This is a genomic window from Kitasatospora sp. NPDC127060 (assembly GCF_042724935.1).
GTDB lineage: Bacteria > Actinomycetota > Actinomycetes > Streptomycetales > Streptomycetaceae > Kitasatospora.
The window spans coordinates 13,678-31,216 of sequence record NZ_JBHXEG010000015.1 but is presented as its reverse complement, the minus strand read 5'-3'; the positions used below and the strand labels follow the sequence as shown (position 1 = coordinate 31,216).

The window sequence follows — 17,539 nt, the reverse complement described above, 5'->3', positions numbered from 1 at the left end:
GTGCGCCGATCCCCGGTGGATCGGGGTGGTGCACCTGTCGTGACTGTTCAGCGCCGACACCGGGCGGATTGTCACACCCCCTTGAGACTCCTGACGCGCAGCTGGCCGCCGCTCCCGGTCCGGGAGCGGCGGCCTTCCGGCGGAGACGGCTCAGCCTTCGGCCCGGGCCTTCGTCCAGGCGGACTCGCGCAGCAGCCGCAGTCCGTTGAGGCCGACGACGACGGTGGAGCCCTCGTGGCCGAGGACACCCAGCGGCAGCGGGAGGGTGGCGACCAGGTCCCAGACCACCAGCACGGAGATGAACGCCGAGGCGATCACCAGGTTCTGCACCACGAGGGAGCGGGCCCGCCGGGAGAGCGCCACCACGGCGGGGACGGTGGCGAGTTCGTCCCGCACGATCACTGCGTCGGCGGTCTCCAGGGCGAGGTCGGAGCCGGTCCGGCCCATCGCGATGCCGGTGTGGGCGGCGGCCAGGGCGGGCGCGTCGTTGACGCCGTCGCCGACCACCAGGACCTTGCGCCCGGCGGCCTCCCGTTCCTTGACCGCGCTGACCTTGTCCTGGGGGAGCAGCCCGGCGCGGACGTCGGTGATGCCGACCTCGGCGGCCAGCCGGGCGGCGGCGCGTGGGTTGTCGCCGGTGAGCAGCACCGGTGCGGAGCCGGTCAGGGCGGTCAGCGCGGTGACGGTGGCGGCGGCGTCCGGGCGCAGCCGGTCGGCGATGCCGAGCAGGCCGACCGGGGCGCCGTCCACCACGACCAGGACGGCGGTGCGGCCGCCGTCCTCCAACTCGGCGGCGACGGCGGAGACTTCCCGGTGGGCGTGGTCCAGCAGCCTGGCCGGGGTGCCGACCGCGACGGTGCGACCGTCGACGGTCGCGGTGACCCCGATGCCGGGGGCCGAGGAGAAGCCCTCGGCGCCGGCGAGCACCAGGCCGCGGGCGCGGGCGGCGTCGACGACGGCGCGGGCGAGCGGGTGCTCACTGGGGTGCTCGGCCGCGGCCGCCAGTGCGAGCAGTTCCTCCTCACCCGGGCCGGAGCCGGGCAGGGGGCGGATGTCGGTGACCCGGGGAGTGCCCTCGGTCAGGGTGCCGGTCTTGTCCAGGGCGACGGCGTCGGCCTGCCCGAGCCGCTCCATCACCACCGCGGACTTCACCAGCACCCCGTGCCGGCCGGCGTTGGCGATGGCGGACAGCAGCGGGGGCATGGTGGCGAGCACCACGGCGCACGGCGAGGCCACGATCATGAAGGTCATGGCGCGCAGCAGCGAGCCGGTGAAGGCCGCGCCGAGGGCGAGCGGCACCGCGAAGACGGCCAGGGTGGCGGCCACCATGCCGATCGAGTAGCGCTGTTCGACCTTCTCGATGAACAGTTGGGTCGGGGCCTTGGTCTCGGAGGCCTCCTCGACCAGGGCGACGATCCGGGCGATCACCGAGTCGGCGGCGTCCCGCTCGACCCGCACCCGCAGCGCGCCGGTGCCGTTGAGGGTGCCGGCGAAGACCTCGTCGCCGGACTCCTTGGTGACGGGCAGCGGCTCGCCGGTGATGGTGGCCTGGTCGACCTCGCTCGCGCCGTCCAGCACCCGTCCGTCGGCGCCGATCCGTTCGCCGGGCCGCACCAGGACGGTGTCGCCGACGGCCAGGTGTTCGGTCGACACGCTCTCCTCGGTGCCGTCGGGGAGCAGCCGGGTGGCGGTGGCCGGGGCGAGGTCGAGCAGTCCGCGTACGGAGTCGGCGGTACGGGCGGTGGCCAGGGCCTCCAGGGCGCCGGAGGTGGCGAAGATGACGATCAGCAGCGCGCCGTCCATCACCTGGCCGACGGCGGCGGCGCCGAGGGCGGCGACGATCATCAGCAGGTCGACGTCGAGGGTCTTCTCGCGCAGCGCCTGCAATCCGGCCCAGGCGGGCTCCCAGCCGCCGGTGGCGTACGCGAGGGCGTACAGCGGGGCCCAGGCCCAGGCCGGGGCGCCGGTGAGCTGGAGCGGTAGCGCGACCAGGAAGAGCACGGTCGCGGCGGCGGCCCAGCGGGCCTCGGGCAGGGCGAACACCCGGGTTCGGCGGCGCGGGGTGGCGTCGGGGCGCTGCGCGGGGGAGTGCGCGGGGCGCTCGGTCAGGGTGGTGGGCATGCGAACGGGACCCTTCGGGGCAGGGTGGGGCCGGTGACTCACTCACCATACATGAACATATGAACGCTCCTTCATGTGTGAGTTGTACTATTGCCCGCATGGGTCATGGAGCCGCCCCCGCCACCGCCGTCCCGCACACCCGCCTGGACGAAGCCAGCGCAGCCCGGGTGGCCACCACCCTGCAGGCCCTGGCCACCCCGTCCCGCCTGCTGATCCTCTCCCGGCTGCGGGAGGGCCCCTGCGCGGCCACCGAACTCGCCGCCGAGGTCGGCCTGGAGCAGTCCGCCTGCTCCCACCAGCTCCGGCTGCTGCGCAACCTCGGCCTGGTCGTCGGTCGGCGGGAGGGCCGCTCGGTCGTGTACGCGCTCTACGACAACCACGTGGCCGCCCTGCTCGACCAGGCCGTCTACCACATCGAGCACCTGCGGCTGGGGCTCACCGACTGACCCCCGGGGTCAGCCCTGGTGCCACGCGGCGAGCAGGGCGGACTCCTGGTCCGGCGTCAGGGCCCGCGGCAACGGCTCGAACGGCCGGATGTCGCGGGCGGTGTCCCTCACCGGGCGCAGGCGCAGCCCGGTGGCGAGGGCGGCGGCGGGGTCGGCGGTGTTGGTGGCCCGGCGCTGCGGGTCGGCGTGCCACAGCGGCAGCGCGCCGTCCTGGACGCCGGACGCCCGGAGGAAGTCGTCGTCCACCCAGGTGAGCGTGGTGCCGGGCGGGGCGACGGCGGAGGCGACGGCGTCGAGCAGATCGCCCATCGTGAAGGGCGGGGGCGTCGCGGCGTGGAAGGCGCCGGAGGCACCGGGCGCCAGCAGGGCGAGCATCCAGTCGGCGAGGTCGCGGGCGTCGACGACCTGGAGCGGGGCGTCCGGACGGCCCGGCGCCAGCACCTCGCCGCCCCGGGCGAGCCGCTGCACCCAGTGGTCGAAGCGGTGGGTGTAGTCCTCGGGGCCGATCACGTACGTGGGACGCACCAGCAGCACGTCCGGGCCGAAGCACTCCCGCGCCGCCCGCTCGCACTGGACCTTGAGCACGCCGTAGGAGGCGACGGTGATCTCCTCGGCCTCCGGGCCGTCCGCGGGCAGCAGCGGGGAGTCCTCGGTGAACCCGGGGGCGGAGGGGGTGTCGTAGACGGCCATGGAGGAGACCAGCAGGTACCGCCCGGCGGCGCCGGGGTCCAGGGCGGCGGCCAACTGCCGTACCTGGCGCGGGAAGTAGGCGCTGACGTCCACCGTGGCGTCCCAGGCGCGGCCGCGCAGCACGGACAGGTCCGCATCGCGGTCGGCGATCAGGTGGGTGGCCTCGGGCAGTAGGTGGGCGCCGGACCGGCCCCGGTGCAGCACGGTGACGTCGTGGCCGGCGGCGAGTGCCGCCCGGGCGAAGTGGAGGCCGACGAACCGGGTGCCGCCCATGATCAGTATCCGCATCGGGCCATGGTCCCAGCTCGGCGCGGACTCGGCCAGGGCCCGATCGGGCCAGGTTCCGACCGGGCCCCGGGCCTCAGCCGTGGACGCCGAGCTGGGTCAGCAGCGCCTCGTTGTCCTCGATGTGCCAGTCCTCGACGATTCGGTCGGTGCCGACGTGCTGGATGTCGATGGCGTTGAATTCGATGCGCCGGCCCTGCCCCCGGACGCCTTCGAAGGTGCCGGTGAAGTGGCCGCGGAAGACCAGCCGGGCGGTGATCTCATCCCCGGTCACCAGTACGTCGGACAGCTCGCAACTCAGATCCGGGACCGCCGCGCGGAAATTCCGGGAGGCGAACAGCAGGCCGGCCGGGCCCTGGGGGCGGCCGGGCGGCAGCGTGTCGTCCTTGAACCGCGGGTCGACCGCCGCGTCCAGGTAGCGCTGCTGCCCGGTGTTCCAGAAGGTGTACAACTGCTGCGCCAGACGGACTTCCTGGGCCGCTCGTCGGGTGCCGATCGAGCGGTCCACGGTGAGCGCCTTCGGCTGGACCAGGTCGGGCGAGCGGTCGATCAGGTTCTGCGGCCAGCCGTGTGCGGGCCGGTGCCGTCCCTCCTGGTGCGAAGGGGACGGGGCGGCCGCGGCGGTGCCGGCCGCCAGGCTCACCACCGTCGCGACGACGGCGGCGGTACGGGTCAGGGTGTGCCAGGGCATGGGGGTCGCTCCTCGGGACGTACGGACAGGGGGTGGGGCGGGCGGTCAGGCGAGCCGGCCGCCGCCGTCGACGTGCAGCACGGTGCCGGTGACGTACGGGTTGTCGATGGCGTAGAACACGGCCTTGACCAGGTCCTCCGGGCTGCCCACGCGCCGTGCCGGGTTGCGTTCGGCCACGCCGCGCAGGAACGCCTCCTTGTCGCCGCCCAGGCCGTCCCAGGAGCCGGTGTCGACGATGCCGGGCGAGACCGCGTTGACCCGGACCGGGGCGATCTCCACGGCCAGCGCCTTCACCAGGAAGGCCAGCGCACCGTTGGTGGTGGCCATCACCGTACGGGCGGGCGCCGGGCGCCAGGCGGCCACGCCGGAGAAGAAGGTGAACGAGCCGTGCTCGGACACCTGGCCGGACAGGTGCTTGGCCAGCAGCAGCGGGCCGATCACCTTGGCCGCGAACGCCAGCCGCACAGCGGCGAGGTCGAGCTCCTGCAGCGGGCCGTTGGCCGGCATCGCGGCGGTCGAGACCAGGTGGTCGAACCGACCGGCCCGCCGGGCCAGGTCGGCGATCGAGCCCTCGTCGGCGAGGTCGACCGCGACCACCTCCGACGGCCCGGCCAGCTCACCGGCCGTCCACTCCAGCTTGCGCGGGTCCGGACCGGCCAGTACGACCGTGGCACCGGCCGCGGAGGCGGCGGTGGCCACCGCCCGTCCGGTGCGCGAACCCGCGCCCACCACGATCAGTCGCCGTCCCTGCAGGGAGATGCCAATGGACATGGGAGTACTCCTTCGAGTCATCAGGGGATCCGGCCGCCCGCTGCTCCGCGGCGGCGGCCACACCACGACCTTCTCCCGACCCCCTGCGATGAGTCCAAGGCTTGTTTTCTAGCGCAGCCATAGAATCCCTTCATGGCAACGCCGACGCTCCGCCAGCTCGAGTACCTGGTCACCGTGGTCGACACCGGCTCGTTCACCCGCGCCGCCGAGCAGCTGCACGTCACCCAACCCGCGCTCTCCCACCAGGTCCGGGCCCTGGAGGCGGCGCTCGGCGGCCCGCTGCTGGAACGCCTGCCGCGCTCGGTGCGGCTCACCCCGACGGGCCGGGCGGTGCTTCCGCACGCCCGCGCCGCGCTGGCCGAGGCCGACCGGCTGCAGGCGGTGGCCCGGCGCGCGGCCGGCCTGGACGCTGGGGAGCTGGAGGTCGCCGCGGTCTACTCGATCAGCCTCGGCATCCTGCCGCCCGTGCTGCGGGCCTGGCGCCGTCTGCACCCCGGCGTGCGGATCCGGTTGCGCGAGTACCCGCACGCCGACCGACTCCAGGAGGCCATGGCCGCCGGCCGGGCCGATCTCGCCATCGGGCCCGCGCCGGAGGGGTGGGAGGGGCCGATCCGGGAGCTGGGAGTCGAGGAGTTCACGGTCGTCCTGCCTGCGGACGACCCGCTGGCGGACGGCGCGCTGGCGGACGACCCGCTGGCGGGCGAAGCGGCCGGCGACGATCTGCGAGTCGGCCGCCCCACCGGCTCGGTCGCCCTCGGTGAGCTCGCCGACCGCGCATGGGTCCACTACGCCCCCGACAACGGCCTCGCCGACCTGCTCGACCAGGCCTGTGCCCGGGCCGGGTTCCGCCCCCGGGCGGCCGTCCGCGCGGAACAGACCTCCGCAGCACCGCTGCTCGCCGCGGCAGGACTCGGCCCGGCCCTGGTGCCCGCCGACATCATCCCGCCGCGCTTCGACGGGATCCTGCTCCGCCCCGACCCGCCGATCCGGCGCACTCTCACCGCGTACACCCGCACCCGCCCCGACCCGCTCACCGTGGCCTTCGCCGAACTCCTCGCCGAACTCCTCGCCGAGCGGGCCCGGGGCGGCGACCTCCCGCCGGGCTGACACCGGGTCGGCACGACACCGCGGCGGCCGGGGCCGGCCGCCGCAGGTCAGCCGCGCCTCAGCTGCTCGGGGTGCTTGGTCTCCGTGGCCGGCCCCCGGTGCCCGGGCGCCGTGAACGCCCGCTCAACGCCGCATGTCGGCGGAGGCGCGGCGCCCGCCGTCAGAGGGCGGCGACGACGTCCTGGTGCAGTCCGTCGAGGACGAAGCCGTTGTCCAGGCGGACCCGGACCGTCACCTGCCGGCCCCGCTCCCGGTGGGCGGCCCACTCCGGTTCCAGCGCCGCGAGCCGGCTCTCCAGCCGCTCCCGGCTCGCGGTCGGCATGGTGTGCCCGTAGTCCTCGAAGAGCGCCTTGAGCCGCTGGTACTCGCGGACCGCCTCGCTCTCCGGGAGTTCGCCGTCCACCCGCTCGACGGTGCCCTCGGTCCCGGCGCCCAGCGACAGGAACCCGACCACGGCCCTGGGCTCCCCGGCGACGGCGTCGCCAAGGCCGAGGTCCTCCGTCAGCCTGACGCGCCGGCCTTCCTCCAGGGTCATCCGTCCACTGCCTCTCGCTCGATCGGTGCCGCGGGCGCGTTCGGCCGGTGGCCCGGCCATTATCCGCCGGGCGTACCGGCCGGTTCTCGGCGGTGCCGCCACCCCGCCCGGGCCCCGGCCGGCGCCTCCCGCTCCCGCCGCCCGGCGGGACGCGAACCGTTCCGCCCGTACGGTCAGTCGAGCCAGCCGCGGCGCGCCGCCTTGAGGCCGGCCTCGAAGCGGCTGGAGGCGTCCAGGCGGTCCATCAGCGCGGCCATCTGGCGGCGCACGCTGCGGGCCGAGATGCCCAGCCGGCGGCCCGCGACCTCGTCGGTGAGGCCGGCCGCGAGCAGCTTCAGCAGTTCCTGCTCGGAGGCGTTGAGGCCGGTGCCGGTGTCCCTGGACCGGTCGGCGCCGAGCGGCACGGCCGCGTGCCAGGTCTGTTCGAACAGCGCCACCAGTGAGGCGACGATCCCGGGCTCGCGGATGCACAGCGCGCCGAGCCGGGTGTCGGCCGGGTCGATCGGCAGGACGGCGATCCTGCGGTCGAAGATCAGCATCCGCGGCGGCAGGGTCGGACGGGTGCGCACCAGGCCGCCGGCTCCGGTCATCCAGCGGGCGTAGCCGAGGGTCGCGGAGTCGTGGCGCGCGCTGTCCTGATAGAGCGTCAGCAGCGCGACTCCCCGGCGCAGGGCGGCGTCGTCCAGCGGCTTGGAGGCGGCGAGGCTGGCCGGCGACTGGGCGCCGCCGGGCATCACCGACAGGCACTCCTGGGACACCTCGCGGGCGAGGATCTCCAACTTGGACTGGATGGCGTCCAGCCCGGTCAGCCGCTCAGTGGCGGACCCGGCCGGGGCTTCCGGCCGCAGGCCGCCGTACTCGGCGATCGCCCGGGCGGCGGCGGCCTTGCTCAGTTCGAGCTGCTGCCGGCGGCGCAGCAGTTCCTCCTCCTGGCGCCGCAGCAGGAGATCCAGGCCGACCTCGGGGCTGACCGGTCGCAGACCGCCGCACAACTCCATCGACGGGCGCAGGAGTTGCAGATCCGCGAGCCGGTCGAGGGCCTCGCGGACCGCCTCCCCGGACAGGCTCAGCCGGCTGCAGAGCTCTTGCAGGCTCCCCTCCGGACTGCAGAGCATCGTCCGGTAGACGGACTCGGACACGTGGTCCAGGCCGAACATGTTCAGCATGTGCGCATACCCCCCGGTGGCGCGACGATTTAAATCGCCATCAGCATAGGAGTGCCCGCCGTGCCGATCAAGCGGGGACCACTCCGGCCCCCTGGTCAATGTGACGTCAAACCAGGGGAAACATGGAGTAATTCGCGGAGGTGTGACCCACCGCATCGCCGCCGGGCGTCCCGATCCGGCCGTGGCGGTGACCGAGCGCCGCCCGGTCGTGAAGGGCGACGTGCTGTGCACCGTCGCCTCGAAGGGAAACCTCGCCGTGCCGGAGATCACCGACGTGCGGCAGACCGGAACACCTGCGGACCCGCCCGCCTCCACCGGGCTGGTCACCCTCCGGAAGCAGCCCTCCTGACCGTCCCTCGCCGGGTGACGGCAGTCCAGCCGACTGCCGTCACCCAAAGGGTCAAGCGGCAGAGCTCTGTCGGAGTGCCGAGCAGTCAAATGACCGATGCGACACGGGTGACCGCGACCGCACAGTGGAGGCATCCGGCAAGCAGACATGTCGGCATCACACCATGGGAGTTGTCACTTTGAAGAAGCTGACGGGCCGACTGGCGAAGACGGCGGGCGTCCTCGGCCTCGCCGGAGCCGCATTGACCTCCGTGTCGGCCTCCCCGGCCACGGCGAGCACCTCTGCCACGGCTGGCTGCACAAAGTACTACAAGCTCGACAACATTCAGGTCCAGGTCGACAACTGCTCGGGTGGCTGGGTCTGGATCTACACCGGCGGCGGGACCTATTTCACGGGCAGCGTCGAGATCACGGAGGGCTCCGGCAACGGGGACAAGAAGAGCCTGAAGGCGGACCGGGGCAAGGCCGTCGCGGACAAGTTCGTCCAGGTCAGCAGCATCAAGATCTGCGGCACCAAGTGGCTCGGCTGGACTCCCCCCGCGAGCCCGTGGTGGACCGACTGCACCAACGAGATCCGCGTCTGACCGGTCGGTCATGCTCGCGAGGGCGGTCCGTCGACGGTGTCGGTGGACCGCCCCCGCGGACGGCAGCGCTGGAGGGCGACGCGGGTTGCCGACCGACGCCTGTTGCCGATCGACGCGCAGGGCCGCCGGGAGCACGGCCGAGGCGGCCCCGCTCACGGCGGCCCGCTGACCCGGCGCGGGCCCGGCTACTGCTGGAGGGCCGGCCGACCCGACAGGAGGCTCTCCAGGAACTGGCCGTGCTCCGGGACGGGGACCGGGACGCTCCGACTCTCCGCGGCCTCCGCGCTCCGGCCCTCCGGGGCCCCGGCGCGCGCCCGCAGGACCTGGGTCGCCTCCTCCGCCCGACCGGAGAGCGTCACGCTCTCCACCCGTCCGGAGACCATCACGGTCTCCTCCCGCCCGGACAGTGTCATGGTCTCCGCCCGTCCGGAGACCATCACCCCGACGGCGTCCGCGATGCGGGTCATCGACTGGGGCTGCCCGGCGGCCACCGCCGACGCCGTACCCGCCGCCACCGCCGCAGCCTCGCCGCGCAGGCGGTCGACCTCCGCCTCCAGGGTCGCCAGCCGAGCCCGCAGGTCGTCCAGCTCGCTCTTCTTCCCCATGCTCCAGGACCCTCCCCGGCCGCTCCCGGCCCTCTGACGTGCCGTTACAGCCTATCCGGGCCCCTCCCGCGCCCCCACGGCCGTCCGGCTACCGCCGGATCCCCGAGCGCCGAGCCGCCGACCTGGTCGAGCTGCCCAGGAACACGGACGACATCACGCTCCTGGACCACACCACCAACGGGGAACGTCACCGACCCAACCACCCCGCTCTCCCACCCCGCTCTCCCACGCCGCGCTCATCCACCCGCACATGGACGGTCGCCGGCCCGGCGAGGTCGATCTCGAGGCGTCCCGCGCAGCAGTGATCGAACGCCCCGGAGACAGGTGAAGGGAAGTCAGCCGTCGGCCGGGTCGAGGTCGATCACGACCATCTTGTCCATGCGGTAGCCGTCGAGATCCGGGTTGTGCCACGACTCGCCTGCACGGATCCGGTGGAACCTGAACGTCGCGCTGGTCGCATTGGCTCCGACGATGCACCGCACCGGGCCCGGGTGGCCCGGCTCCGTGACGAGCCGGCGGAGCTCCAGGGCGAATGCGATCCCGTGGAGGAGGAGGACCCGCTGATCGTCCTCCGAGAGCTGCGGAGCGTCGTCGACGATCCGAACATCGACGGGAACGCAGTCCTCCAGGTGGAAGGAGCTGTCGGCGCACTCCCAACCCGTGAGATCGCCGAAGAACGAGGGAGCGTTGTCGGCGTCGCCCGTCGAGTCCGCCCAGGTCAGTACCTCTCCTCGGCGGGTGATCCCGCTCGCAAGCCGACTCCGCAGGCCGGGGGTGAGACCGCCGGGCGGCATCAGGGTGGCCCGACCGGCGAGCAGCCCCAGCGTCTCGGCCGCGGCGTCGTTCATGGTCAGCGACAGCATGCGGCTCATGATCGCAGTCGACGGCCGGACCCGTCGACCGATCGGCCCGTGGTCTCGCTGCTGACCGGCCCGCCCGGGGTACCGCGGGCTGGGCCGCGGGTTGCGCTACGGGTTCGCGGGGTGCGTCACGGGTTCGGCGGTGCCGTGTGCAGCCAGCCCGGGTCCAGGCGGAGTACGGACGGCAGGAAGCGCTCGTCCGGATCGGCGGAGGCGTGGCCGGGGCGGTGGGGTGCGGGTTCGCCCTTCAGGCGGGTCTGTTGGGCCCCGGCCAGGACGCGGACGTCGGCGGGCGAGGGGTCGCCCACCCGTCCGACGGCCGGTGGCCGGGACGCGAGTGCGGTCAGCTTCCTGGCCTGGCGCACGCACGCGCGCAGCCTGCCGCGGGCCTCGGTGCGGGCTCCGGCGCGCAGGGCGAGCTGGGCCAGCCAGAGCTGGAGGAGGTCCGGTCGGTCCACGGGAAGCCCCGCGAAGGGCCGCCCGTCCGGCAGGTCCGGTTCCAGGCCGGCGAGGATGGCCCGGCAGCCCAGGTAGAACAACTGCTCCGGGTTCAGGGACGGGTGCACTTCGCGGACGGTCATCAGTGCCTCGCGCACCCGGGCCCGGTGGGCGTGCTCCGCCACCCGCAGCACCGCGAGGTAGGCGACCCGCTCGCGCACGTGCGGGCAGCCGAGCTCATTGGCCCGGGCGAAGTGCCGTCCGGCCCGCTCCAGGTCTCCCACCATGATGGCGTCGTACCCGAGGTCGCACCACCAGTCCGCCGCGGAGCGCAACGGGCCGATGGCCACCAGCAGTTCCATCGGCGGCTGCTCCGGGTGGTAGTCCATCAGCATCCGCCGGATCCGGTGGTTGCTCTCCTCGCCGACGGGCTCGACGGTGCGGTACACCTCGGTCAGCCGCTCGACCAGGGACCGGCCGGTCGTGGCCAGGGTCTCGCCCAGCCGGTCGTAGACCTGCCGCTCCAGCCGGTACGGCCGGCCGGCGCGGATCCAGCGCTCCAGCGCCTGGTGGACGAACTCGTCGGTCGCGAAGTCCAGTCCGTCGGCCGCCGCCTCGGCGAGGGGTGGCAGCGCCACGTGCGGATCGTCCTCGACCGCCCTCAGCCACTGCTCGCGCACCAGGGGCAGCAGCCAGGCGCGCCGACGCCCGGGGAGGTCCAGCAGCTGGAACGCGCCCTCCAGCCGGGCCTTGGCCACGTCCGTCCGGTCGGCCTGCCGGTACTGGGGGTTCCGGCGGTCCGGGGCGAACGGCCTGTTCAGATCCCGGAACATCGCCATGAGCCGCCACACGCTGACCTGTGCCATGCCCGCCCCTTTCGCGTCCGGCCCAGGGTAACGGCCGTGTGTCGGTGGGGCGTTCGGGCGGGCGGGCGTTCGGGCGGGCGGGCTACGGCTCGGTGAGGGCGGCGCCGAGCGGCCAGGAGGCGATGTCGCGGTAGCGGATCGGCCCGGGGCCACGGCCGATGTTGCTGGCGACGAGGTGCAGGCGCTCGGTCCGCCAGGGCCGGCCGGTGAACCCGGTGAGCCCGGCCGCGGCCCGCGGCACGCTGACGGGGTCGTCGCGGCGGGAGCGTGCCAGCGTCAGGTGGGGGTGCAACGGCCGGTCCCTGAACTGGATCCCGCAGGACCTGACCAGGCCCCGGACGTCGGCGGCGAGCAGTTGCAGTCCGTCCAGGTCCCCGTCGATGCCGCTCCACAGCAGCCGCTCGTCGAAGTGGCCGCCGCCGCGCAGGCTCAGCTGCAGGGCGGGGCGCGATGCGACCGGACCGGCCAGCGCCGCCTGAAGCAGCGGCACCACCGTGGAGGGCTGTTCGCCGAGGAAGGCGAGGGTGATGTGCCAGTCCTCGATCCGGTTCCAGCGCAGCCTCGGGTACTCCTCGTACGCGGGCCCCAGGGCGTGGGCCAGTTCGTCCTTGGCGTCGTCGGGCGGAGCCAGGGCCACGAAGACGCGCCTGGTCGGGGGTTCTGGGTGATCGTCCACGGGGGATTTCTAGCACCCGGGCACCGGGAGCCGACGAGTGCCCGGCCGCGGGCGGTGCCGCCGGCGTGGCCGGCGGTCGGGGGAGCAGGGGGCACAGGTGCGGCAACGCCGGTCACGCGGCCGAGGTGAGTGCCCGGGTGACGGCCTCGACCGCCTGGGTGGTACGGCCGGGAAGGCGCGCCACCAGGACCCGGCGGATCTCCGGCGGCGCGCCTTCGACGTGCAGCAGGCTCACCCCGGGCGGCAGCAGCGGCGACAGCCGGGACGGGACGGTCGTGACGCCGAACCCGCCGGCGACCAGGTGGAGTTTGGTCAGCCAGTCCCGGGCCGCGTGGGCGATGCGCGGCCGGGCGGGCAGGCCGGGCCAGACACCGAGCAGCGGCTCGGCGGCCGATGACGGGGTGGCGATCCACGCGGCGTCGGCGAGTTCGTCGACGTGCACCGTCGTGCGGCCGGCGAACCGTCCGGTCACCGGCGCCGCGATGACCAGCTCGGTGTCCGCGACGGTGTCGACGTGCAGGCGCGGCGACTCGCCGTCCAGGGGCCGATGGGGCGGCCGGGAGGTGAGCACGGCGAGGTCGAGCGAGCCCGCCCGCAGCCTCCGGATCAGGGTGGGGGTGGTGCCCTCGCTGGTGGTCACCGTGATCCGGGGGTCGGCCACCGCGAGGTGGGCGAGCGCGGCGGGCAGGATCGCCGCGCCGGCGCTCAGGAACACCCCGAGACGTACCGGTGGCGTCCGGGGACGGGCGCCGGTGAGGTCGCGTTCGGCCGCCGCGAAGGAGTCGAGGATCGCGTGGGCGTGCCGCAGCAGGGTCAGGCCCGCGGGGGTGAGCCGCACCCCGTCCGTGCGCCGTTCGAACAGGGCGGTGCCGACGCTTCGTTCGAGGGAGGCGGCCTGTCGCGAGATCGCCGACTGGGTGTAGCCGAGCCGGCCGGCCGCCGCGGTGAAGCTGCCGGACTCGGCGATCTGTCGCAGGACCCGCAGTCCCGTGCTGGAGATGTCCATGCGTCCTACGCATACCAGGGATGAGGGATCGTCGCTTCCCGCATGCGCTCAGCGTTCCTAGCCTCGATCCCGAGGGGTCTCGGTGGATCCCGCCGGATCCCGGCGATCCCGACGATTCCCGAGGGATGCCTGACGATTCCGACGGACCTGGAGGTCATTCACGTGCGCGCAGCAGTTCTGACGCGGTTCGGCGCCCCGCTCACGGTGCGGGAGGTGCCCGATCCCGAGGCCGGCGGCGGCGAGGTGCTGGTCGAGGTCCTCGCCGCCGCGGTGGCCCCGTACGCGGGCGAGGTGTTCAGCGGGGCCCGGAAGTACCCCCTGGTCCCGCCCGTCGTCCCCGGGATCGGCGGCGTGGGGCGGGTCGTCCACGTCGGCCCGGACGCCACCCGGCTGCGCCCCGGCGACCTGGTGTGGTGCGATTCGACGGTGCGCGCGCGGGACGACGCCCTGACGCCCGACATCACGCTCCAGGGCTGGAGTTCACGCGGCGAGGGCGGCGCGCGGCTCGCCCGGCACCTGCACGACGGATCGTTCGCCGAGCTGATGAGGGTCCCGACCGAGAACGTCCACCCGCTGCCCGCCGCGGCCGCCGACGACCCGGCCCGCTGGGCCGCCCTCGCCGTGCACGCCATCTCCCACGGCGGACTGCTGGCGGGCGAACTCGCCGCCGGCGAGACGCTGTTGGTCAGCGGGGCCACCGGCAACCTCGGCAGCAGCGCGGTCGCCGTCGCACTCGCCATGGGGACCGGCCGCGTCGTCGCCCCGGGCCGCAACCGGGCCGTCCTCGACCTCCTCACCGACCGGTTCGGGCCGCGGGTGCGCCCGGTCGTGCTGACCGGCGAGGAGCGCGCCGACCGTGCCGCCATGACGGCCGCGGCCGACGGCCCGATCGATCTGGTCATCGACCTGCTCCCGCCGAGCGCACCCAGTTCGGCCACCCGCGCGGCGGCCATGACCGTCCGCGAGTGCGGCCGGGTCGTCCTGATGGGCGGCGTCGGCATGCTCGGCGGGGACGACCTCGCCCTCCCGTACCCGTGGATCATGCGCAACTCGGTCACCGTGCGCGGGCAGTGGATGTACCCGCGCACGGCGAACGTCGGCATCATCCGGCTGGTCGCCGCCGGCACCCTGGACCTCCGCCCCGAGCGGGTCCGGACCTTCGGCCTCGACGCCGTCAACGAAGCCGTCGCCCACGCCGCAGCCCACGGCGGCGCGTTCGACCGCACCGTCCTCACCCCGCCGTCCGCCTGACGGGATCGTCCCGGGCCCGGTCGCGCACCTGAGCCCGGCGCCCGTGACCCCGGGTGACACCGTGACGGTCGGTGTGCGAGGTCCCGGAACCGACCGTTCGGCGGCCCCGTTCCCGGGGGCGACAGGGGCGACAGGGGCGACAGGGGCGACAGGGGCGACAGGGACGGCGAGGACGGCGAGGACGGCAAGACCGAGGGCCCGTCCGGTCGGACGGGCCCTCGGTCATCGGGATCAGCGCAGGACGCCCAGGTCCTTCGGGTCGGTGACGCCGTTGAAGGTCAGCAGGTGCCGGTCGGCGGTGACGGCGTACAGGTCGGGCCGCCCGTCCCCGTTGCCGTCGCCCACGCTGCCGAGCGTGGGGTACTCGGCGACCGGGAAGGTGCCGATCACCGTGCCCGCCGCAGGGTCGGCCAGCGCGGTGAAGTCGTACTTGCCGTCGGCGCCCTTGACGATCGGGTAGGTCCGCAGCTCGCCGGTGGCCTGGTTGCGGGACCAGAGCGCGAGCGAGCCGTCGGCCGCCTTGCCCGGGGCGATCAGGTCGTAGCCGGCCCAGGCGCCCGTGGTGGAGATCCGCACGAAGGTGTTGTAGTCGTACAGCGGAGCCGGGTCGGTGGAGAGCCAGAGGTCGCCGTCCTCCACCGTGAGGATCGAGGTCCGCTGGTCCGCTCCGAGCGCGCCCACGGGCACCAGCTGAGTGGCCTTCGACCAGTCGGGGGTGAAGCCCGCCGGGACCGGCGGCGGGTTGAACGGGTCCACGTCCCGCCCGAACGAGATCACGCCACGGGCGAAGGCGCCCATGTCGAAGTTGCGGTAGAGGGACATGCCCGCACCGCCCGGCCGGTGGGCCATCAGGTCGTCCACCGGCGCGTGCGCCTGGTCCCAGCCGCGGTGCAGCAGCTGTACGCCGTTCCACCCCGCGCCGCCCGGCGCGCGGACGGCGGCGACCGTCGACGTCGGCACGGTGCTGGTGGCGTCCGCGCTGATGATCTGGAGGTTGCCGGCGGCGTCGGGCAGCAGGATGTCCGGCACGCCGTCGCCGTTGACGTCGCCCGGGGTGGACGGCGGGTTCGGGTTCGAGGGCGCGTAGAAGGTGTAGGCGACCGGCGGGGTGGTGTTGCCCGCGTTGTCGACGGCCTGCACGGTGAGGACGTTGGTGCCCCACTGGGTCGGCTTCAGCTGGAAGGTCGCGGTGCCGTCGGCGCCGGCCGTCACGGTGCCCGAGCCCTGACACGGTGCGCCGGCGCTCAGCGTGCCGTTCAGGACGTACCGGTAGCAGGCCACGCCCGAGCCCTGGTCGGTGCCCTTGAGGGTGAAGGTTCCGGTCTGGCCGGCGTACTTCGACGGGGTCGCCCCGCCGGCGGACGCCGGGAAGTCGGCGGACTCGACGGTGAACCGCGGGGCTGTGGCGTCGATCCCGAAGTGGCAGGCCGCGGTCGGCTTCCCGCCGCCCGGGCCGTAGTCGGGCCAGACCTGCCAGGAGTAGCCGGCGCCCTCGGCGAGGCCCGTGGGCCGGACCTGGACGGTGCCGTCGGCAGCCGTCTGCGCGGTCTGGTCGAAGACCTTGACGCCAGCGGCGTTCCACACCTTGAAGCGCGCCCCGGGCGCGGTGGTGCGCGCGGTGAGCGCGGGCTCGGTGGTGGTGATCCAGCCCGGCGTCGTGGTGTCGTCGCAGGCGTCGGTGGACGCCCCGGCGGCGAGCGAGCGCGGGCTCGGGGCGGCCTTGGGGTCGGTCACGGCCGACTGCCCGTTCTCGGCCGTGGCCGTGGGCGCGCCGATGGTCATCAGGACGACGGCGGCGGCACCGAGCGTGGCGGCCAGGCGCCCGCTGACGGTGGTTGACATGCGGTTTCCCCCCTCTTCGATCATGTTCGATCGTGTGGCGGGAGCACTTTGTCAGCAGGTAGACCCGGCGTCAATCGCATTTGGACGTCCCGGCTTCCTTGGCCGCTGCCTCCGCCGCCTCCACCGCCTCCACCGCCTCCGCCGCCGTTTCCGTCGCTGCCTCCGCCGCCTCCGCGTCGGTGATGCGGCCGCGCAGCATCGCGTCCATGACCGCCATGTACCGCTGGGTGCGAGGGCCGCCGAGGAGGAAGGGGTTCGCGGTGCCCGGCGGTTGGTGCCGGAGCTGTTCGGCTCGTTCGAGGCCGTGGTCGTTCGGGTGGTTGGAGAGTTCGACCTCCACGTTCGCCCGGCGCATGACGGCCCGGAAGGAGTGGACGGACGCGAGGAAGGTGCGGAGTTCCGCCACCGTCGAGGGCGGGTTGAGGCCGCCCCAGAGCATCGCGCTGTGGTGTCGGCGGCCCGCCCGGACCGGGATGACCGGCGACACGGTGCCGGGGGTGTGGCCCGGGGTGTGGTGCAGTTCGATCGTGGTGCCGCCGAGCGTGAGCTGCGTGCCGTCCGCGATGTCGAGGTCGCGGACGGGGGCGTCGGCGGGGCGGGTGCGGGCGAGGAGGTCCCAGTCGGCCGGGGACATGTGCACGCGGGCGCCGTAGCGGTCGGCGAGGGTCCGCGCGCCGCCGAAGTGGTCCGCGTGGCCGTGGGTCACGACGACGTGCCGGATCGCCGCCGGGTCGGCGCCGACCGCCCGCAGTCCGGGGACGATGACGCCCTCGGCATCGGCGGGAGAGGTGAGCGCGTCGATCAGCACGATGCCGTCGTCGGTCAGCACCGCCATCGCCGAGACCCAGCCCACGCTCAGCAGCACGAGGTTGTCGAACAGCTTGACGGGCGCGGGCGCGGGCAGCCGGGGTAGGTCGGAACCGGGTGTCAGCGCCGTCACCAGGGCCCCCAGCACGGGGTCGTCACCGGCGAGGCGGCGGGCGCGGTCGTAGTGGGCGCGGGAGGCGGACGGTGTCCTCGCCGAAGCGGGGACGGCGGCCGAGGCCGGGCCGGCCAGGGCGGTCGGCGCGGCTCCGGCGGTGAGACCGAGGAGGGCGAGCTGGGCGAGGCGGCGCCGGGTGAAGTCGGCGTCCGTGGCGGACCGGCGGGTGGGGCGGATCATCGCGGTCGGGGCTCCTGGTCGATCGGCGATCGGCGTGTGGCGGGCGGCGGTCGGTCGGTTGATCGGGTCATCGGTCGGTCGGTTGATCG

At 74.3% G+C, this 17,539-nt stretch carries 18 protein-coding genes; 5 read left to right on the top strand and 13 right to left on the bottom strand.

All coding sequences use genetic code 11. From position 1 onward, the window contains the following. Positions 1-150: 150 nt before the first annotated feature. Positions 151-2,121, bottom strand: a complete 1,971-nt coding sequence (locus ACFWIS_RS11680; RefSeq protein WP_380454007.1) for a heavy metal translocating P-type ATPase — start codon at positions 2,119-2,121, stop codon at positions 151-153. A gap of 98 nt (positions 2,122-2,219) precedes the next feature. On the opposite strand from ACFWIS_RS11680, the gene ACFWIS_RS11675 reads away from it, so the two are divergent. After that, a complete protein-coding gene (locus tag ACFWIS_RS11675) occupies positions 2,220-2,567 on the top strand; it encodes an ArsR/SmtB family transcription factor (RefSeq protein ID WP_380454009.1) in 348 nt (115 codons plus the stop codon). A gap of 9 nt (positions 2,568-2,576) precedes the next feature. Here the strand turns inward: ACFWIS_RS11675 and ACFWIS_RS11670 are convergent, their stop codons facing one another. The 3 genes from ACFWIS_RS11670 to ACFWIS_RS11660 all read right to left on the bottom strand — a co-directional run bounded on the left by ACFWIS_RS11670 (position 2,577) and on the right by ACFWIS_RS11660 (position 5,004). Beyond that, complete coding sequence (locus ACFWIS_RS11670; protein ID WP_380454011.1) at positions 2,577-3,545, bottom strand: NAD-dependent epimerase/dehydratase family protein; 969 nt, start codon at positions 3,543-3,545, stop codon at positions 2,577-2,579. 73 nt (positions 3,546-3,618) lie between these two features. Then, positions 3,619-4,233: an ester cyclase gene (locus tag ACFWIS_RS11665; protein WP_380454013.1), complete on the bottom strand. Its 615-nt coding sequence runs from the start codon at positions 4,231-4,233 to the stop codon at positions 3,619-3,621. Between the two features lie 45 nt (positions 4,234-4,278). Next, a complete protein-coding gene (locus ACFWIS_RS11660) occupies positions 4,279-5,004 on the bottom strand; it encodes an SDR family oxidoreductase (protein ID WP_380454015.1) in 726 nt (241 codons plus the stop codon). A gap of 132 nt (positions 5,005-5,136) precedes the next feature. Between ACFWIS_RS11660 and ACFWIS_RS11655 the strand changes: the two genes are divergently transcribed. Then, positions 5,137-6,111, top strand: coding sequence for a LysR substrate-binding domain-containing protein (locus ACFWIS_RS11655; protein ID WP_380454017.1), 975 nt, complete (start codon positions 5,137-5,139; stop codon positions 6,109-6,111). Positions 6,112-6,271: 160 nt separating this feature from the next. Here the strand turns inward: ACFWIS_RS11655 and ACFWIS_RS11650 are convergent, their stop codons facing one another. Together ACFWIS_RS11650 and ACFWIS_RS11645 are read right to left on the bottom strand one after the other, a co-directional pair. After that, complete coding sequence (locus ACFWIS_RS11650; protein ID WP_380454019.1) at positions 6,272-6,646, bottom strand: hypothetical protein; 375 nt, start codon at positions 6,644-6,646, stop codon at positions 6,272-6,274. 173 nt (positions 6,647-6,819) lie between these two features. Then, positions 6,820-7,812: a helix-turn-helix transcriptional regulator gene (locus tag ACFWIS_RS11645; protein WP_380454021.1), complete on the bottom strand. Its 993-nt coding sequence runs from the start codon at positions 7,810-7,812 to the stop codon at positions 6,820-6,822. 142 nt (positions 7,813-7,954) lie between these two features. On the opposite strand from ACFWIS_RS11645, the gene ACFWIS_RS11640 reads away from it, so the two are divergent. Next, positions 7,955-8,161 (top strand): hypothetical protein, encoded by a 207-nt coding sequence (locus ACFWIS_RS11640; RefSeq protein ID WP_380454023.1) that lies wholly within the window; start codon positions 7,955-7,957, stop codon positions 8,159-8,161. Positions 8,162-8,339: 178 nt separating this feature from the next. Further along, positions 8,340-8,744 (top strand): hypothetical protein, encoded by a 405-nt coding sequence (locus ACFWIS_RS11635; protein WP_380454024.1) that lies wholly within the window; start codon positions 8,340-8,342, stop codon positions 8,742-8,744. 185 nt (positions 8,745-8,929) lie between these two features. On the opposite strand, the gene ACFWIS_RS11630 is transcribed toward ACFWIS_RS11635, so the two are convergent. The 5 genes from ACFWIS_RS11630 to ACFWIS_RS11610 form a co-directional block, all read right to left on the bottom strand. Beyond that, positions 8,930-9,349 (bottom strand): hypothetical protein, encoded by a 420-nt coding sequence (locus tag ACFWIS_RS11630; RefSeq protein WP_380454026.1) that lies wholly within the window; start codon positions 9,347-9,349, stop codon positions 8,930-8,932. A 335-nt stretch (positions 9,350-9,684) separates the two neighbouring features. After that, entirely contained in the window at positions 9,685-10,221 is a 537-nt protein-coding gene (locus ACFWIS_RS11625; protein ID WP_380454027.1) for a hypothetical protein, read from the bottom strand. Positions 10,222-10,337: 116 nt separating this feature from the next. Continuing rightward, positions 10,338-11,513: a hypothetical protein gene (locus ACFWIS_RS11620; protein ID WP_380454029.1), complete on the bottom strand. Its 1,176-nt coding sequence runs from the start codon at positions 11,511-11,513 to the stop codon at positions 10,338-10,340. Between the two features lie 82 nt (positions 11,514-11,595). Beyond that, positions 11,596-12,189: an RNA 2',3'-cyclic phosphodiesterase gene (gene thpR, locus ACFWIS_RS11615; protein ID WP_380454031.1), complete on the bottom strand. Its 594-nt coding sequence runs from the start codon at positions 12,187-12,189 to the stop codon at positions 11,596-11,598. A 112-nt stretch (positions 12,190-12,301) separates the two neighbouring features. Then, positions 12,302-13,195 (bottom strand): LysR family transcriptional regulator, encoded by an 894-nt coding sequence (locus ACFWIS_RS11610; RefSeq protein WP_380454033.1) that lies wholly within the window; start codon positions 13,193-13,195, stop codon positions 12,302-12,304. 162 nt (positions 13,196-13,357) lie between these two features. Here ACFWIS_RS11610 and ACFWIS_RS11605 point away from each other — a divergent pair, with 162 nt between their 5' ends. Then, positions 13,358-14,446 (top strand): alcohol dehydrogenase catalytic domain-containing protein, encoded by a 1,089-nt coding sequence (locus ACFWIS_RS11605; protein WP_380454035.1) that lies wholly within the window; start codon positions 13,358-13,360, stop codon positions 14,444-14,446. A gap of 231 nt (positions 14,447-14,677) precedes the next feature. Here ACFWIS_RS11605 and ACFWIS_RS11600 read toward each other — a convergent pair whose 3' ends face one another. After that, positions 14,678-16,288: a hypothetical protein gene (locus ACFWIS_RS11600; RefSeq protein WP_380454037.1), complete on the bottom strand. Its 1,611-nt coding sequence runs from the start codon at positions 16,286-16,288 to the stop codon at positions 14,678-14,680. Between the two features lie 70 nt (positions 16,289-16,358). Further along, on the bottom strand, positions 16,359-17,450 hold the full coding sequence (locus ACFWIS_RS11595) for an MBL fold metallo-hydrolase (RefSeq protein ID WP_380454038.1): 1,092 nt from the start codon (positions 17,448-17,450) through the stop codon (positions 16,359-16,361). Positions 17,451-17,539 lie beyond the last annotated feature (89 nt).

Coding starts and splice junctions, on each gene's coding strand:
- ACFWIS_RS11680 (WP_380454007.1), bottom strand. CDS start 2,121: ATGCCCACCACCCTGACCGAGCGCCCCGCGCACTCCCCCGCGCAGCGC.
- ACFWIS_RS11675 (WP_380454009.1), top strand. CDS start 2,220: ATGGGTCATGGAGCCGCCCCCGCCACCGCCGTCCCGCACACCCGCCTG.
- ACFWIS_RS11670 (WP_380454011.1), bottom strand. CDS start 3,545: ATGCGGATACTGATCATGGGCGGCACCCGGTTCGTCGGCCTCCACTTC.
- ACFWIS_RS11665 (WP_380454013.1), bottom strand. CDS start 4,233: ATGCCCTGGCACACCCTGACCCGTACCGCCGCCGTCGTCGCGACGGTG.
- ACFWIS_RS11660 (WP_380454015.1), bottom strand. CDS start 5,004: ATGTCCATTGGCATCTCCCTGCAGGGACGGCGACTGATCGTGGTGGGC.
- ACFWIS_RS11655 (WP_380454017.1), top strand. CDS start 5,137: ATGGCAACGCCGACGCTCCGCCAGCTCGAGTACCTGGTCACCGTGGTC.
- ACFWIS_RS11650 (WP_380454019.1), bottom strand. CDS start 6,646: ATGACCCTGGAGGAAGGCCGGCGCGTCAGGCTGACGGAGGACCTCGGC.
- ACFWIS_RS11645 (WP_380454021.1), bottom strand. CDS start 7,812: ATGCTGAACATGTTCGGCCTGGACCACGTGTCCGAGTCCGTCTACCGG.
- ACFWIS_RS11630 (WP_380454026.1), bottom strand. CDS start 9,349: ATGGGGAAGAAGAGCGAGCTGGACGACCTGCGGGCTCGGCTGGCGACC.
- ACFWIS_RS11625 (WP_380454027.1), bottom strand. CDS start 10,221: ATGAGCCGCATGCTGTCGCTGACCATGAACGACGCCGCGGCCGAGACG.
- ACFWIS_RS11620 (WP_380454029.1), bottom strand. CDS start 11,513: ATGGCACAGGTCAGCGTGTGGCGGCTCATGGCGATGTTCCGGGATCTG.
- ACFWIS_RS11610 (WP_380454033.1), bottom strand. CDS start 13,195: ATGGACATCTCCAGCACGGGACTGCGGGTCCTGCGACAGATCGCCGAG.
- ACFWIS_RS11600 (WP_380454037.1), bottom strand. CDS start 16,288: ATGTCAACCACCGTCAGCGGGCGCCTGGCCGCCACGCTCGGTGCCGCC.
- ACFWIS_RS11595 (WP_380454038.1), bottom strand. CDS start 17,450: ATGATCCGCCCCACCCGCCGGTCCGCCACGGACGCCGACTTCACCCGG.